Consider the following 13,967-nt stretch of genomic DNA (forward strand, 5'->3'; position numbering starts at 1 on the left):
GGAAGCCACGCAACCCATGAGTCGTCGCCTGCTCGTCACCCACGCCCTGCCCTACGCGAACGGTCCGCTGCACCTGGGCCACATGCTGGGCTACATCCAGGCCGACATCTGGGTGCGTGCGCAGCGGATGATGGGCAACGAGGTGCATTTCGTGGCGGCGGACGACGCGCACGGCACGCCGATCATGCTGGCCGCCGAGAAGGCCGGGATGACGCCGGAGGCCTTCATCGCGGGCATCCGGGCAGGTCATGAAGCCGATTTCGGCGATTTCCACTTCAGCTTCGACCACTACCACACGACCCACTCGGACGAGAATCGCGAGCTGGCCTCGCTGATCTACACGCGCCTGCGCGACAGCGGCTGCATCGCCAGGCGCAACATCCAGCAGCTGTTCGATCCCGAGAAGCAGATGTTCCTGCCGGACCGCTACATCAAGGGCACCTGCCCGAAATGCGGCACGCCGGACCAGTACGGCGACAACTGCGAAAACTGCGGCGCCACCTATGCGCCCACCGACCTGATCAACCCGTATTCGGTGATGTCCGGCGCCACCCCGGTGCTGCGCGGTTCGGAGCACTACTTCTTCGAGCTGGGCAAGTTCGAATCGCTGCTGCGCGACTGGTTCGCCGGCAAGTTCACCCAAGGCAAGCCGGTGGCCGACAGCGGCGTCGCCGCCAAGCTGCGCGAATGGCTGGATGGCGGCCTGAAGGACTGGGACATCTCGCGTGACGCGCCCTACTTCGGCTTCCCGATCCCCGACGCGCCGGGCAAGTTCTTCTACGTGTGGCTGGATGCGCCGGTCGGCTACCTGGCCAGCTTCAAGGCGCTGTGCGACAGGACCGGCCTGAAGTTCGACGACTTCCTCGGCCCCGACAGCACCGCCGAGATGCATCACTTCATCGGCAAGGACATCATCAACTTCCACGGCCTGTTCTGGCCGGCGATGCTGCATGGCGCGGGTTTCCGCACGCCCACCGCGTTGCACGTCAACGGCTACCTGACGGTGAACGGAGCCAAGATGTCCAAGTCGCGCGGCACCTTCATCCAGGCGCGCACCTATCTCGACGCCGGCATCCACCCGGAATTCCTGCGCTACAACTTCGCCACCATGCTCAGCGCGGCGCCGGTCGACGTGGACCTCGATCTCAAGGCATTCGAGGAACGGGTCAACTCGCACCTGATCGGCAAGTGGGTGAACATCGCCAGCCGCACCGCCGGCTTCGTGCAGAAGTTTTTCGACGGCAGGCTGGCCGACCGTTTCGAGGCGGAGGAAGCGGCGCTGTGGCAAACCCTGCTGTCGCACTACGACGGCGTCGACGCGCTGTACGACGCCGGCGAGTTCGCCGAGGTGACTCGTCGTTTCGTCGCCATCGCCGACCTGGTCAACGGCTACATCGCCACCAGGGCGCCGTGGCTGATCGCCAAGGACGACGCCCGCCGCGCCGAACTGCAGCAGGTCTGCACGCTGGCCCTGCACGGCTTCCGCCTGCTGTCAGGCTTGCTCAAGCCGGTGCTGCCGGCCACCGTGGCAGCCGCCGAACAATTCCTCGCCGCACCCGTCGCCAGCTTCGACGACGCCCGCCGCGAACTGCACGGCCACCGCGTCAACACCTTCGAGCCGCTGCTGGCCCGCCTCGATGCCAAGCGCATCGAGGCGATGGTCGAGGCCTCCAGGGAATCGCTTGGCGCATCCGTTCCCGCCGCGCCGGCTGCCCCGGCGAAGAAATCCATGAACGACAAGTCGAAATCTGCCGTGACGAACCCCGAATCCGGGATCCACCGTCCCGAGCCTGTCGAAGGGGCGAATCCCGGCCTCATCTCCATCGACGACTTCGCCAAGCTCGACCTGCGCATCGGCAAGGTCACCACCTGCGAATTCGTGGAAGGCTCGGACAAGCTGCTGCGCTTCGAACTGGACGCCGGCGAACTCGGCAAGCGGCAGATCTTCTCCGGCATCCGCGCCGCCTACGCCGAACCGGAAAAACTGGTCGGCCGCAACGTGGTGTTCATCGCCAACCTGGCCCCGCGCAAGATGCGCTTCGGCCTGTCCGAAGGCATGATCCTGTCCGCCGGCGACGGCGGCAGCGACCTGTTCCTGCTCGATGCCGACCAGGGCGCCAGGCCCGGCGCCAGCGTGCGCTGACACGCAGGGCGGGCACTGCCCACCTTACGGCGAGCGACCCGCAGGAGCGCACGCGGTGCGCTCCCGCCCTCGATACAGCGGACCGTTCACTGCCTCGTGTAGGTCACGAAGAAGCCGACCAGGTCGCCGTTCTCGTTGTACGGCGCCATGTCCACGTAGCGGTAGCCGCGCGCGGCGTAGTCGGCGTGGGATTTCGTGAGCTGGTTCGCCATGTGCTTCTTGCGGAAACCCAGCGTGGCGTCGACGAAGACGGTCACCGTGTCGGCGGTGGCGCTCGATTGCGCCTGCGCCGTGCCGGCATGGGTCAGGAGGATCGAGCCGCCGGCACCGAGCACGGCAGCCAGCAACAGGGAAGCGAGGAACGACGGTTTCATGGCGACACTCCAACAAGTGATCGGCAATTGCGGGACAATGGGCGTCGATTATCGCCCACCCCGCACCGCGCATGAGTGATCCCATCGCCGTCCTGGCCGACCGCATCGACGCGCTGCTGCCGCAGACGCAGTGCGAGCAATGCGGCTACCACGGCTGCCGGCCGTATGCCGAGGCGATCGCGCGTGGCGAGGCGGCGATCAACCGCTGCCCGCCCGGCGGCGCGGCCGGCATCGCGAAACTGGCGAACTTGCTGGGCCGGCCACCGCTGCCGCTGGACCCCGCCTGCGGCATCGAGAAGCCACGCATGCTTGCGCGCATCGTGGAAGCCGATTGCATCGGCTGCACCAAATGCATCCAGGCCTGCCCGGTCGACGCCATCATCGGCGCGCCGAAACTGATGCACACCGTGCTCGCCGACGATTGCACCGGTTGCGAGCTGTGCGTGCCGGCGTGCCCGGTGGATTGCATCGAACTGGTGCCGATGCCGATGGGGCAGATCGATCAGGCGCACGCGGATGCCGCACGCGCTCACTTCCAGCGCCGCGGCGCCCGGCTGGCGCGCGAACGCGCCGAGCGTGACGCCGAGCTGGCCGCACGCAAGGCCGCGGTGGATGCCGCCGCGTCGACCAATCCGGTGCTGGCGGCGCTGGCACGCGCGAAGGCGAAGAAGTCCTCATGAAGCGCGCCGACGTGGTGGAACTGTTCACGCGCCTGCGCGAACTCGACCCGCATCCGACCACCGAGCTGCTGTACGGCACCCCGTTCGAGTTGCTGGTGGCGGTGGTGCTGTCGGCGCAGGCCACCGACGTTGGCGTGAACAAGGCGACCCGCAAGCTCTATCCGGTGGCGAACACACCGCAGGCCATCCTCGACCTCGGCGAGGATGGGCTGAAGCGCTACATCAGCACGATCGGCCTGTTCAACGCCAAGGCCAGGAACGTGATCGCGCTGTGCCGGCTGCTGATCGAGCAGCACGGCGGCGAGGTGCCGCGTACCCGCGAGGCGCTGGAAGCGCTGCCCGGCGTGGGCCGCAAGACCGCCAACGTGGTGCTCAATACCGCCTTCGGCGAGCCGACCATCGCGGTCGACACGCACATCTTCCGCGTCGCCAACCGCACCGGGCTGGCGCCCGGCAAGGACGTGCGCACGGTGGAGGACAAGCTGGTCAAGGTGATCCCGGCCGAGTTCAGGCAGGACGCCCACCACTGGCTGATCCTGCACGGGCGCTACGTGTGCAAGGCGCGCAAGCCGGATTGCCCGCACTGCGTGATCCGCGACCTGTGCCGCTACAAGCACAAGACGCCGGCGGAGTAGCCACACCGCGGCACGGACCGGCGGGCGGTGCCCGCCCTACGACCCGCCTGGCCCTTGTAGGCATTCGGGCGCTCATCGTGACAAGTGCAGGCGTAGGGCGGGCATCGCCCGCCGGCCCCACCTCGATCAGGCGAGATCGTCGCCGAGCGTCAACCCGCTGCGGAAGCGGCGGAATTCGCCCGACAGCGGATCGACGAACGCCAGCTCCCGCGCCAGCAGCTTCAGTGGACGTCGATAGTCGTCCGCGGCTGCGACGGCCAGTTCGGGATACAGCGGGTCATTGCGGATCGGCGCGCCCAGCGCCGCCATGTGGATGCGCAACTGGTGTTTGCGCCCGGTCACCGGACGCAGCGCATAGCGCCAGTCGATGCCGCCGCGTTCGATCACCTCGATGCGGGTCTCGCTGTTGGGTTCGCCCCCGGCTTCGGTCATGCGGAAGAACGGTTCGCCCCGCACGATGCGTGAGCGCCGGCACAGCGGGAAAACCTCTGCCGGCAAGGCCGGCGCCAACGCTTCGTACCATTTGTCGATGCGCCGTTGGCGAAACAGCGCCTGGTAAGACGCGCGGCTGGCCGGGTTGGCCGAAAACAGCACCAGCCCTGCGGTGGCGCGATCGATCCGGTGCAGGGGCACCAGTTGCGGATTGCCGAGCCGCCGCATCAGCCGCCGCAACAGCGTCTGCTCGACGTAGGCGCCGGCGGGCGTCACCGGCAGGAAGTGCGGCTTGTCCGCCACCACCAGATGCTCATCGGCGTGCAGGATCGTCTCGACGAACGGTATCTCCGCCTCGTCCGCCACCTCGCGGTAGTAGTGGAGGCGCATTCCCGCGCGGTACGGCACCTGCGCGTCGATCGCCACGCCATCCCCGTCCAGCACGCGGCCGCGCGCGATCCGATCCAGCCATTGCGCACGACTGATCGCGGGAAAGTGCGCGCACAGCGCGTCGAGCGCGCTTCGCCAGGACCCTGGCGGCAGGTGCACCGTGCTGGCGCCACGGTCAGGACGGAAAGGAACGTTCGGCATGATCGGGCCAGTCTAGCCGCAGGTCGGCGGCAGGTCGGCGCCATGCCGCGTACAATGCTCGGCTGTTGTCCTCCGGCATGCGCATGGCACTCAACTCCACCATCTACAAGGTCGAACTGCAGATCAGCGACATGGACCGGCATTACTACGCCACCCATGCGCTGACCCTGGCGCGCCACCCGTCGGAAACCGAGGAGCGCCTGATGGTGCGGCTGCTCGCGTTCGCCATGCATGCGGACGAGCGGTTGGAGTTCGGCAAGGGCCTCAGCGACGAGGACGAGCCGGCGCTGTGGCGCAAGGCGTATACCGACGAGATCGAGTTGTGGATCGACGTGGGTCAGCCCGACGAGACGCGCGTCCGCAAGGCCTGCGGCCGTGCGCGCCAGGTGGTGGTGATCAATTACGGCGGCAACGCGGCGGAGCTCTGGTGGAACCGCCACGCCGCCACGCTGGCTCGCCACCGCAATCTCAGCGTGCTGGACATCAGCGCCGACACCGTCGCCGCACTGGTCACCCTGCTGCAGCGGGGCATGCGCCTGCAGGTGCTGATCCAGGACGGCCAGCTGCAACTGATGAACGATGCCGATGCCGTGGCGGTCGATCCGCAGATCCGCATGGCGAGCGCCGAAGCAGTGAGCTGACCGGCATGTCGGCTGCTGGTCCGCTATCGCCGGCACGGCGGCAGCCTGACCCGTGCGAGCTCACCGCGGCAGGCACGCGCCGGTCGATTGCCGGATAATCGCGGCTCCCTCAAGAAAAACCCCATCCGGTTCTCGCCCCGACGAAAGTCGGAATGCCAAACCCGAGACTTGATCGGGACATCCGCTGCCCCCTTGCCCAGGAGTCTTTCCATGCGCTGGTTGCTTTCCCTGTTCGCCCTGATTTCGCTCGTCGCCTGCTCGGCGCCGGCGCCGCAACAAACCCGCGGCAGCGTGGACCAGCTCACCGTCGTCGACAGCAAGGTCGGCACCGGCGCCGAGGCCATGGCGGGCATGAAGGTCACCGTGCACTACACCGGCTGGCTGTACGACGAAACTGCCGGCAACAAGCACGGCAGCCAGTTCGACAGCTCGCGCGATCATGGCGAGCCGTTCTCCTTCGTGCTCGGCGCCGGCAACGTCATCGCCGGCTGGGACCAGGGCGTGGCCGGCATGCGCGTGGGCGGCAAGCGCACCCTGCTGATCCCCGCCGCGCTGGGCTACGGCGCGCGCGGCGCCGGCGACGACATCCCGCCGAACGCCTCGCTGGTGTTCGACGTCGAGCTTTTGGACGTCCAGAAGCCCTGAGGCGGCTCGACCCCGGCGGGCAGTGCCCGCCATCGTGATTGGCGACCCACCGGGCGCTCCTACAATTCCCGCTCCGCCGCTTCCCTGCCCTGCTGGCGGATGATCGCTTCCTCGCGGGCGTCGATGATCGACTGCATCACGCTGTCGACGTCGGCGATGTGCTCGTCGAACTCGAACCGGCCGGTCAGTTCGGTATCGGGATGCAGCTCGCCCAGTTCGTACAGCGCCCACATCTCCTCGCCGTAGTGGGTGTCCAGCAGCTCGGGCGCGAAGCGCGACAGGCTGATGGTGATGTTGCCCACGTCACGCCGCAGCATCGTGCGCGCGCTGTTGTTGCCCGCCGCGCTGACCGCCTGCGGCAGGTCTATGATGACCGGGCCGTGCGGGCCGACCAGCACGTTGTACTCGGACAGGTCGCCATGGATCAGCCCCACGCACAGCATGCGGGCCACCTGCTGCATCAGGAAGCGGTGATACGCGCGCGCCTCGTCGGCGGACAGTTCGACCTCGCCGAGCCGCGGCGCGGAATGGCCGTCCGCATCGGTGACCAGTTCCATCACCAGCACGCCGTTGAAGTAGCCGTACGGCCGCGGCACGCGCACGCCGGCGGCGGCCAGCTGGTACAGGGCGTCGACCTCGGCATTCTTCCATGCCTCCTCGGCCTCGCGGCGGCCGAACTTCGTCGCCTTGCCCATCGCCCGCGCCTGTCGGCTGCCGCGTACCTTGCGCCCTTCCTGGTATTGCACGCGCGCCTGGAAGCTGCGCTGGGCCATGTCCTTGTAGACCTTGGCGCAGCGCACCTCGTCGCCGCAGCGCACGACATACACCGAGGCTTCCTTGCCGCTCTTGAGCGGCCTGAGCACCTGGTCGATCATGCCGTCGTCGATCAGCTCCTGCAGGCCCTTGGGGGTTTTCATCGGTGGCGTGGCTTCAATGCGTCGACGGGGGAACGCCCATTATGGCCGACGCCGACCGCATCCGTGGCGAAGCTCATGCCTCGCGTGCCGCCGCGGCGATCTCGAACGAATGTCGTCGCGCCGAGTGCTCGAAGATGTTGGCAGTCAGCATCAACTCGTCCGGCCGGTGGCGGGCCACGAAGGCCGCGATGCCCTCCTTCACCGTGACCGCATCGCCGACCACCGCGCAGGCCAGAGCGCGCTCGACCATCAGCTTCTCCGGCGGCGTCCAGTACGCCTCGATGTCGTCGATCGGCGGCGGGATCAGGCCGGGCTTGCCGCGACGCAGGTTGATGAAGCTCTGCTGCTGGGTGGTGAACAATCGCCGCGCCTCGGCGTCGCTGTCGGCGGCGACCACGTTGATGCCGAGCATCGCATACGGCTGCTGCAACCGCGCCGAGGGCACGAAGTTGCGCCGATACAACGCCAGCGCCTCGTCCATCGCATCCGGCGCGAAGTGCGAGGCGAACGCGAACGGCAACCCCAGCTGCGCCGCCAGCCGCGCACTGAACAGGCTCGACCCCAGCAGCCACACCGGCACCTCGATGCCGGCGCCGGGCACCGCGCGCACCGGCTGGCCGGGCTGCGCCGGCTCGAAATAGCCAAGCAGCTCCAGCACGTCCTGCGGGAACGCGTCGGCGCTGTCGAAGTAGCGGCGCAGCGCCCGCGCCGTGGGCTGGTCGGTGCCCGGCGCACGCCCCAGGCCCAGATCGATGCGGCCCGGATGCAGCGAGGCCAGCGTGCCGAACGCCTCGGCCACCTGCAACGGCGCGTGGTTGGGCAGCATGATGCCGCCGGCGCCCACGCGGATCGTCGAGGTGCCGGCGGCGACATGGCCGATCAGCACGGCGGTGGCCGCGCTGGCGATGCCGGGCATGTTGTGGTGCTCGGCCAGCCAGTAGCGCCGGTAGCCGAGCCGCTCGCCCAGCTGCGCCAGGTCCAGCGTGTTGCGGAAGGCCTGGCCCGCGTCGCTGCCTTCGGTGATCGGGGCCAGGTCGAGGATGGAAAATGGAATCATGGCGCAATCCCGGATGACGGAAGCACCCTATCTGGGGGCGAACCGGTTCATTGCCAGCCACAGCCACGCGCGGCGGCCGTCGGCTCAACTTTCCCGCCGCGCGGCCGCTAACGGGAGCGAACCATCGACGACACGGCGCGACAGAGGGGCAGTCCCCATGGTGGGAAACATGTGGCGGCGCGTGTTTTCGCGACGCAAGGCAAAGGCCAGTCCGCAGCGCGCCAGCAAGGCGCGGTCGCCGGCCCCTGCCGCCGTCCCGTCGCCCGCCGTCGCCCACGCCGCGACGGAAACGCCGTCGCTGGCCTTGATCGACGAGCGCTTCCACCGGCTCGTGCTCGGCCTGCCGCCGCCCCGCCAGGATGACCCGCTGCCGGCCGAAGCGGCCCTGCTGCGGCGACTGGAGCTGCTCGGCGCTCGCTTCGACCTGCGCAGCCTGCCGCGCCTGCCGACCGTGCTGCCGCAACTGCTGCGCACCCTCAAGAGCGACGAGGCTGCAGGCGCCGAACTGGCCAAGCTGGTCGGCCGCGACCCGCTGATGGTGGGCGAGGTCATGCGCGCCACCAGCACCGTGTTCTACCGTTCGGCACAACCGATCAGCAGCCTGCAACAGGCGGTGGTGCTGCTCGGCCAGGACGGCCTGCGCCGGGTGATCACCCTGCACGTGATGAAGCCGATCCTGCAGGGCAACACCGGCAGCATGGGCCACGCGGCAGGCGGGCGCCTGTGGGGCCACGCGGAACGCTGCGCGCATGCCTGCGCGTGGCTGGGGCGCACCACCGGCTGCGATGCGTTCGAGGCCTATCTGGCCGGGATCGTGCGCCATGCCGGTACGGGCGCGGTGGTGCGCCTGCTGGATCAACTGCTGCCCGGGGCGCCGCCACCGCCGTTGTCGGCGGGCTTCGTGCGGCACTGCGCGATGCTGGCCGCGCAACTCTCGCTGCAGGCTGCCCGCCAATGGGGGCTGCCGGCGCGCGTGCTCGGCGCCCTGGCCGAGTGCCAGGGCGAGGTCAGCGCAGCCACCTCGCCGCTGGGCCGCGCGCTGGCGGTGGCCGACAGTCTGGCCAGCCTGAGCCTGCTGGTGGAAAACGGCGAGTTCCCCGCCGATGCGGACCTGGCGCACAGCTGGCCGGGCGTCATGCCGCCGGCCGTGCTCGCACGCTGCCAGCGCGACCTCGGCCAGCACTTCGCCGCCGGCGTGGCCACGGCCTGATCGGCGACGGCAACGACTCCCGTTTGGTCGAGGAAACGCCTAGACTTGCCGCCACCACCATCGTCCACATCGAGGAGCCGCGCATGAGCAAGGGCATGGATTCGAAGAAGAGCGAAAAGAAGAAGCCGGAGAAAACGCTGAAGGAAAAGCGCGCCGCCAAGCAAGAAAAAAAGAAGGACAAGTAGCTCCGCCGCTCACCAGCCGGCAAGCGGCGAACGCGATGCGGAAAGCATGTTGCATTCCGCGCCGACGCCGCCGTCGCCGGCACCCACGCAAAGCATGAAGCGTGCGGGCAGGCCCGCGACGTCCCGGCTTGCTCCGCTCGCCAGCACGAACTGCCGTGCGCCGGCCTGCTCGCAGGCCGGCGCCTTGGTCGCGTGCGCGGCCGGCGTCGGGCACGCCAGCAAACGGTAATGGCAACGCCCGCTGGCGCTGCGCACGCAGGTGATGTCGGCGATGTCGGCCACAATCCGCGTACGGCTGTAAAGCACGTCGACGCCGTTGACGCTGGCGCGCGTGGCATGCGACTGGCTGCCGTAGCCCTCCACCCCGGCCAGCGAGAGCACCAGCCAGATCAGCGCGATGAGATAGTGCATGGCCGTCCTCCCGACAAACCGTTGCGAACGCGGCAGTTACATGTTGCGAAACAGGGTCATGAACGGCGCGCTCACGCTGAGCGTTTCCGGCCGCTCGCGCAGGCGCACGATGCCCTTGCCGGTGTCGTCGCGGGTGACGGCGGCGACCGCCTTCATGTTGATCACGGTGCCGCGGTGGATCTGCTTGAACACGGTCGGGTCGAGCACCTCCAGCAGTTCGCGGATCGGCGTGCGCAGCAGCGCCTCGCCCTCGGCGGTGACCACGGTGGTGTACTTGTTGTCCGCGCGGAAATAGGCGACGTCGTCGAGCAGGATCAGCCGCGTCTCCCGCCCCGTGCTGGCGGTGACCCAGCTCAGCGGCGGTTGCTGGCGCGCCGGCCCCAGCCGGCTGCCGATCTGCCGGACCAGGTCGGCCAGCGAGGCAGTGTCGGACCGATCCGCGCCCACGCGCGACTGCACGCGCTCCACGGTGGCGCGCAACCGTTCCGGGACGACCGGCTTGAGCAGGTAGTCGATCGCGCCGCGCTCGAAGGCGTCGATGGCGTACTGGTCATACGCGGTGACGAACACCACCTGGGTGGCCGGGCACGCTTCGGCCGCGGCGGTGGCGACTTCGAGGCCGGTGAGGCCGGGCATGCGGATGTCGAGGAAGGCCACTTCGGGCCGATGCTCGACGATCGCCTCCAGCGCGCTGGCGCCGTCCTCGCACTCGGCGACGATGTCCAGCTGCGGCCATGCCGTCTCCAGCGCGGCACGCAGCGACTGGCGCAGCAAGACCTCGTCTTCGGCGATCACACCCTTAGCCATGGGCCTGCTCCTCGTTGTAGTGCTCCGGCACGTTGATGGTGGCGGCGACGCCCTGCGGGAAGTTCGCCGCGATGGCCAGGCTGGCCTGGCCGGCATAGATCAGTTTCAGCCGTTCGCGCGCGTTCTTCAGGCCGATGCCCGCGCCGCTTTCCTGCGCGCCGAAACCCTTGCCGTCGTCGGCCACGGTCACCGCCAGGCGGCCATCCTGCCGGCGCGCGAAGATCCACACCGTGCCGTCGCCGGGCCGCGGCTCCAGGCCGTGCTTGATCGCGTTTTCCACCAGGGTCTGCAGCAGCATCGGCGGCAGCGGCGTGGCCAGCAGTTCGTCCGGCACGTCGATCTGCACGTTCAGGCGTGCGCCCATGCGGATCTTCATGATCGCCAGGTAGGCGCGCGAGCGCTCCAGTTCCTCGCCCAGGCTGGCGAGCGCGCGGTCGGCGCGCGGCAGCGAGTGACGCAGGTACTGGATCAGGTGGCCCAGCATCGCATCCGCCCCGGCCGGGTCGCTGCGCACCAGCACCTGCGCGCTGGCCAGCGTGTTGTACAGGAAGTGCGGCTCCACCTGCGCCTGCAGCAGGCTGAGCCTGGCGATCGCCAGCTCCTTCTCGGTCGCCGTCTGCGCCGCCGCCGCCTGCTCGCCGCGGCGGCGGCTGGCCACGCCGAGCGTCACCGCGCGGGCGATCGCCTCGAGGTTCTCCAGGTTGACGCCATCGTCCACCTGCAGCCAGTCGCTCCACGGCGCGCTGCACGGCTCGCAGACCAGGCTGAAGCTGCTGCTGCCGTCGCCGCGATTGACCGTGGCCAGGATGCGGTTGCGCTGGCTGACGATCCAGCGCATCGGGTTCCAGCGCCCCAGCTGCGCCAGGTCATAGGGGTCGGCGTAGACCGCGGTGGCGCGAATCTGCAGGTGGTTGCGCGCGCGGTCCACCTGCTCCACGCCCGGCAGCTCGCGAATCGCGGCGTCCAGCAGCTCGAACGCCTCCTCCGCCTCGAACGGCGCCTCGATCTGCCGCCGTTGCCGGGTGGCCAGCGTCGCCGAGGTCAGCTTGCCCGCGATCATGCGCACCCGCACCAGGTGCGAATGCGCGCGGATCACCACGAACACGATCACCACCAGCCCCAGCAACTGCACCAGGCTGCCCAACCCCGACCAGATCCAGCTCACGGACAACGTCGCCAGCAGCACCAGCAGGTACCAGGCCACGATGAGGCGCAGGTAGAAGAAGAAGCTTCTGATCACGACGACAGTTCCGCTGACTTGGGAGTGCGATCGAGAATAGTGGCCGAGACGCGGGAAATCCCCGGCGGCCCGACGAAACGCCGCAGCCGCCGACGGAAGCCCGACTCAGGGGTGCGAAACAGCGATGCGCTCACGTCACCGAACGAAATACCAGGCTGCAACAGGTCACCGCACCTTCGGCTTTTTGCAGTTCGGACACGTCGACGGTCGTCACCTGAAAGCCGGCATCGAGCAGCCGTTGTCGTGTGCGGGGGAAGCTGGTCGGCATGATCAGCTCATCGCCGATGCGCAAGACGTTGGCGGCATGCGCTTCGGCGGGATCGACCTCGATGATGTGGAATGCGGCGAAGTATTCGCGATCCACCCAAGCCGGCTGCAGCACCACGCTGTCATCGGACAAGGCGGTGACCGCCGATTTCAGATGCAGGCAGTCGCGCGTGGGCACGCCTTCGACGACATAGCCGAACGGGGCGAGCCGGTTGCGCAACTGGCCCAGTCCATCCGGATTGCTGCGGACGGATTGGCCGACATAAAGCGTGCGGCCGATGCGCAGCACATCGCCGCCGTCCAGGGTGGCCGGGGCCTCGATCGCCTGCAAAGGCCGGTATCGACGCAACGGGTCGGCCACAGTGGCGACTTCGGCGCGCCGTGACATGGCGCCGGGCCGTGTCAGCACGGCCAACTCGTCCAGCACGATCGCCACATCCTCGACGAACACCGAATCGGGCAGTTCGACTTCGGCCGGCAGAACCAGCACGTCACAGCCGGCGCGTTCCAGCGCACGCAGATAGTTGCCGTGCTGGATGCGTGCGAGCTCCAGGTCGATCGGCACACGCGCGAGGTGCGACAGCTCGCAACGGGCGATGGAAGGGCTGACGGCGCGGGTGATGGCGTTCCACATGGATGGCTACCGAAAGGTTGGCAACGGGCTCATTTCCCCGGATGCCGTGCACGCCACGCCGCCAGTGCCTGTTCGTAGCGCTCCAGTTTTTCGTCGTGGATGTCGTAGACGCAACGCACGCAACCCTCACCGCAGCAGTCGGCGGCGTCGGGCTCAGGCGGGCGCTGTGGCGGGGGATCGGCGGCGACAGCGTCCGGAGTTGGCTCGCCAGCGATCACGGCCTGCTTCCCGGGGCACGCTGGCGGGAATCCCTGCTCGCCAGCAGCAATACCATCGGCACGGGCGCAAGCTGGACGCGCTGCATGTCGTACCCTTCGACCACGCCTACTTCGCCGGCTTGCGGAACCGATAGATGAACTGGTCGGTGTGGCCGCGTATCGACTTGTCGAACACCTTGGTGGCATGCGTGTCGGCCGGGTTGCGCAGGGCATTGCTTTCGCCGTCGAAGACGAAGCCGGCGGCCTCGACTTCGCGCTTGACGACCTCCGGGTCGATGCGATGCAGAGTGTCGGTATCGGCCAGGCCGGAGCCGGCGGGGGCGACGTGGTCGATCACCACGAACAGGCCGCCGGGCTTGAGCGCGTCGTAGACCTGCTTGTCGAAGCTGGCCATGTCGACCGGGCCCATGAACGGGTCGTGGTAGTCGTGGTAGTTCTGCGAGGTGAATACCAGGTCCACCGGCACCGGCACGCTCAGCTTGGCCGCCGGCTGCTGCAGCAGGCTCACGTTGGCGTAGTGCGGCGTGGCCGCCAGCTTCTGCCAGTTGGCCAGGCTCTTGGCGGAGTACTTGCCCATCTCGTCCGGCCAGACGGTATAGACGTGGCCCGTGGGCCCGACGATGGCGCTGAACGCCCGCGTCCAGTAGCCACTGCCTGGCACCAGTTCGAGCACGTTCTGGCCGGGCTTGACCTCGGCGAAGGTCATGACAAGCGCCAGCTTGCGGCGCGCATCCTCGTGGCGGTCCGCCGCGCGCGCCGGATCGTCGACGCCTTTCTGCACGGCAGCGGTGATCGCGCCGCTGTGCAGGTCGGCAACCTGGGCGGTCGCCACGGCGGGGAACGGAAGGGTCAGCAGGAGGGCAAGCATGGCATGGCGCAT

At 68.6% G+C, this 13,967-nt stretch carries 16 protein-coding genes; 6 read left to right on the forward strand and 10 right to left on the reverse strand.

Annotation, left to right across the window (positions count from 1 at the left end; all coding sequences use genetic code 11):
* The first annotated feature begins 16 nt into the window (after positions 1–16).
* Positions 17–2,143 carry a methionine--tRNA ligase gene (metG, locus tag ACVCL9_RS06785; protein ID WP_447098669.1) on the forward strand — a complete coding sequence of 709 codons (2,127 nt, stop codon included), beginning with the start codon at positions 17–19 and terminating at the stop codon, positions 2,141–2,143.
* A gap of 86 nt (positions 2,144–2,229) precedes the next feature.
* Here metG and ACVCL9_RS06790 read toward each other — a convergent pair whose 3' ends face one another.
* Complete coding sequence (locus tag ACVCL9_RS06790) at positions 2,230–2,517, reverse strand: hypothetical protein (RefSeq protein WP_395119104.1); 288 nt, start codon at positions 2,515–2,517, stop codon at positions 2,230–2,232.
* A 71-nt stretch (positions 2,518–2,588) separates the two neighbouring features.
* On the opposite strand from ACVCL9_RS06790, the gene rsxB reads away from it, so the two are divergent.
* Both rsxB and nth read left to right on the forward strand, forming a co-directional pair.
* The gene (gene rsxB / locus ACVCL9_RS06795; protein ID WP_447098668.1) at positions 2,589–3,197 is read left to right on the forward strand and encodes an electron transport complex subunit RsxB; all 609 of its coding nucleotides are present in this window, start codon (positions 2,589–2,591) and stop codon (positions 3,195–3,197) included.
* A complete protein-coding gene (gene nth, locus ACVCL9_RS06800) occupies positions 3,194–3,832 on the forward strand; it encodes an endonuclease III (protein ID WP_447098667.1) in 639 nt (212 codons plus the stop codon). Before rsxB ends, nth begins: the two co-directional genes overlap by 4 nt.
* Before the next feature lie 126 nt (positions 3,833–3,958).
* On the opposite strand, the gene ACVCL9_RS06805 is transcribed toward nth, so the two are convergent.
* Positions 3,959–4,855 (reverse strand): pseudouridine synthase, encoded by an 897-nt coding sequence (locus ACVCL9_RS06805; RefSeq protein ID WP_447098666.1) that lies wholly within the window; start codon positions 4,853–4,855, stop codon positions 3,959–3,961.
* Between the two features lie 83 nt (positions 4,856–4,938).
* On the opposite strand from ACVCL9_RS06805, the gene ACVCL9_RS06810 reads away from it, so the two are divergent.
* Positions 4,939–5,496 carry a YaeQ family protein gene (locus tag ACVCL9_RS06810; RefSeq protein ID WP_395119112.1) on the forward strand — a complete coding sequence of 186 codons (558 nt, stop codon included), beginning with the start codon at positions 4,939–4,941 and terminating at the stop codon, positions 5,494–5,496.
* A gap of 210 nt (positions 5,497–5,706) precedes the next feature.
* On the forward strand, positions 5,707–6,141 hold the full coding sequence (locus tag ACVCL9_RS06815) for an FKBP-type peptidyl-prolyl cis-trans isomerase (protein WP_447098665.1): 435 nt from the start codon (positions 5,707–5,709) through the stop codon (positions 6,139–6,141).
* A gap of 59 nt (positions 6,142–6,200) precedes the next feature.
* Here ACVCL9_RS06815 and ACVCL9_RS06820 read toward each other — a convergent pair whose 3' ends face one another.
* Both ACVCL9_RS06820 and ACVCL9_RS06825 read right to left on the reverse strand, forming a co-directional pair.
* Entirely contained in the window at positions 6,201–7,058 is an 858-nt protein-coding gene (locus ACVCL9_RS06820) for a PA4780 family RIO1-like protein kinase (RefSeq protein ID WP_395119116.1), read from the reverse strand.
* Between the two features lie 73 nt (positions 7,059–7,131).
* Positions 7,132–8,115 (reverse strand): LLM class flavin-dependent oxidoreductase, encoded by a 984-nt coding sequence (locus tag ACVCL9_RS06825; protein WP_447098664.1) that lies wholly within the window; start codon positions 8,113–8,115, stop codon positions 7,132–7,134.
* Between the two features lie 157 nt (positions 8,116–8,272).
* Here ACVCL9_RS06825 and ACVCL9_RS06830 point away from each other — a divergent pair, with 157 nt between their 5' ends.
* Positions 8,273–9,325 (forward strand): HDOD domain-containing protein, encoded by a 1,053-nt coding sequence (locus ACVCL9_RS06830; protein WP_447098663.1) that lies wholly within the window; start codon positions 8,273–8,275, stop codon positions 9,323–9,325.
* Between the two features lie 194 nt (positions 9,326–9,519).
* On the opposite strand, the gene ACVCL9_RS06835 is transcribed toward ACVCL9_RS06830, so the two are convergent.
* The 6 genes from ACVCL9_RS06835 to ACVCL9_RS06860 all read right to left on the reverse strand — a co-directional run bounded on the left by ACVCL9_RS06835 (position 9,520) and on the right by ACVCL9_RS06860 (position 13,967).
* Positions 9,520–9,921, reverse strand: a complete 402-nt coding sequence (locus ACVCL9_RS06835; protein ID WP_447098662.1) for a hypothetical protein — start codon at positions 9,919–9,921, stop codon at positions 9,520–9,522.
* Positions 9,922–9,957: 36 nt separating this feature from the next.
* Entirely contained in the window at positions 9,958–10,728 is a 771-nt protein-coding gene (locus ACVCL9_RS06840) for a LytR/AlgR family response regulator transcription factor (RefSeq protein WP_395119124.1), read from the reverse strand.
* On the reverse strand, positions 10,721–11,968 hold the full coding sequence (locus tag ACVCL9_RS06845; protein ID WP_447098661.1) for a sensor histidine kinase: 1,248 nt from the start codon (positions 11,966–11,968) through the stop codon (positions 10,721–10,723). Before ACVCL9_RS06845 ends, ACVCL9_RS06840 begins: the two co-directional genes overlap by 8 nt.
* A gap of 130 nt (positions 11,969–12,098) precedes the next feature.
* On the reverse strand, positions 12,099–12,869 hold the full coding sequence (locus tag ACVCL9_RS06850; RefSeq protein ID WP_447098660.1) for a dimethylarginine dimethylaminohydrolase family protein: 771 nt from the start codon (positions 12,867–12,869) through the stop codon (positions 12,099–12,101).
* Positions 12,870–12,898: 29 nt separating this feature from the next.
* Positions 12,899–13,087, reverse strand: coding sequence for an oxidoreductase-like domain-containing protein (locus ACVCL9_RS06855; RefSeq protein WP_447098659.1), 189 nt, complete (start codon positions 13,085–13,087; stop codon positions 12,899–12,901).
* A gap of 106 nt (positions 13,088–13,193) precedes the next feature.
* Positions 13,194–13,967 carry a class I SAM-dependent methyltransferase gene (locus ACVCL9_RS06860; RefSeq protein ID WP_447098658.1) on the reverse strand — a complete coding sequence of 258 codons (774 nt, stop codon included), beginning with the start codon at positions 13,965–13,967 and terminating at the stop codon, positions 13,194–13,196.

The sequence above is a fragment of the Rhodanobacter sp. UC4438_H5 genome (assembly GCF_052978405.1).

Bases quoted from the DNA above. Each gene is read 5' to 3' on its own strand.
- metG (WP_447098669.1), top strand. From the start codon at position 17: ATGAGTCGTCGCCTGCTCGTCACCCACGCCCTGCCCTACGCGAACGGT.
- ACVCL9_RS06790 (WP_395119104.1), bottom strand. From the start codon at position 2,517: ATGAAACCGTCGTTCCTCGCTTCCCTGTTGCTGGCTGCCGTGCTCGGT.
- rsxB (WP_447098668.1), top strand. From the start codon at position 2,589: ATGAGTGATCCCATCGCCGTCCTGGCCGACCGCATCGACGCGCTGCTG.
- nth (WP_447098667.1), top strand. From the start codon at position 3,194: ATGAAGCGCGCCGACGTGGTGGAACTGTTCACGCGCCTGCGCGAACTC.
- ACVCL9_RS06805 (WP_447098666.1), bottom strand. From the start codon at position 4,855: ATGCCGAACGTTCCTTTCCGTCCTGACCGTGGCGCCAGCACGGTGCAC.
- ACVCL9_RS06810 (WP_395119112.1), top strand. From the start codon at position 4,939: ATGGCACTCAACTCCACCATCTACAAGGTCGAACTGCAGATCAGCGAC.
- ACVCL9_RS06815 (WP_447098665.1), top strand. From the start codon at position 5,707: ATGCGCTGGTTGCTTTCCCTGTTCGCCCTGATTTCGCTCGTCGCCTGC.
- ACVCL9_RS06820 (WP_395119116.1), bottom strand. From the start codon at position 7,058: ATGAAAACCCCCAAGGGCCTGCAGGAGCTGATCGACGACGGCATGATC.
- ACVCL9_RS06825 (WP_447098664.1), bottom strand. From the start codon at position 8,115: ATGATTCCATTTTCCATCCTCGACCTGGCCCCGATCACCGAAGGCAGC.
- ACVCL9_RS06830 (WP_447098663.1), top strand. From the start codon at position 8,273: ATGGTGGGAAACATGTGGCGGCGCGTGTTTTCGCGACGCAAGGCAAAG.
- ACVCL9_RS06835 (WP_447098662.1), bottom strand. From the start codon at position 9,921: ATGCACTATCTCATCGCGCTGATCTGGCTGGTGCTCTCGCTGGCCGGG.
- ACVCL9_RS06840 (WP_395119124.1), bottom strand. From the start codon at position 10,728: ATGGCTAAGGGTGTGATCGCCGAAGACGAGGTCTTGCTGCGCCAGTCG.
- ACVCL9_RS06850 (WP_447098660.1), bottom strand. From the start codon at position 12,869: ATGTGGAACGCCATCACCCGCGCCGTCAGCCCTTCCATCGCCCGTTGC.
- ACVCL9_RS06860 (WP_447098658.1), bottom strand. From the start codon at position 13,967: ATGCGCCATGCCATGCTTGCCCTCCTGCTGACCCTTCCGTTCCCCGCC.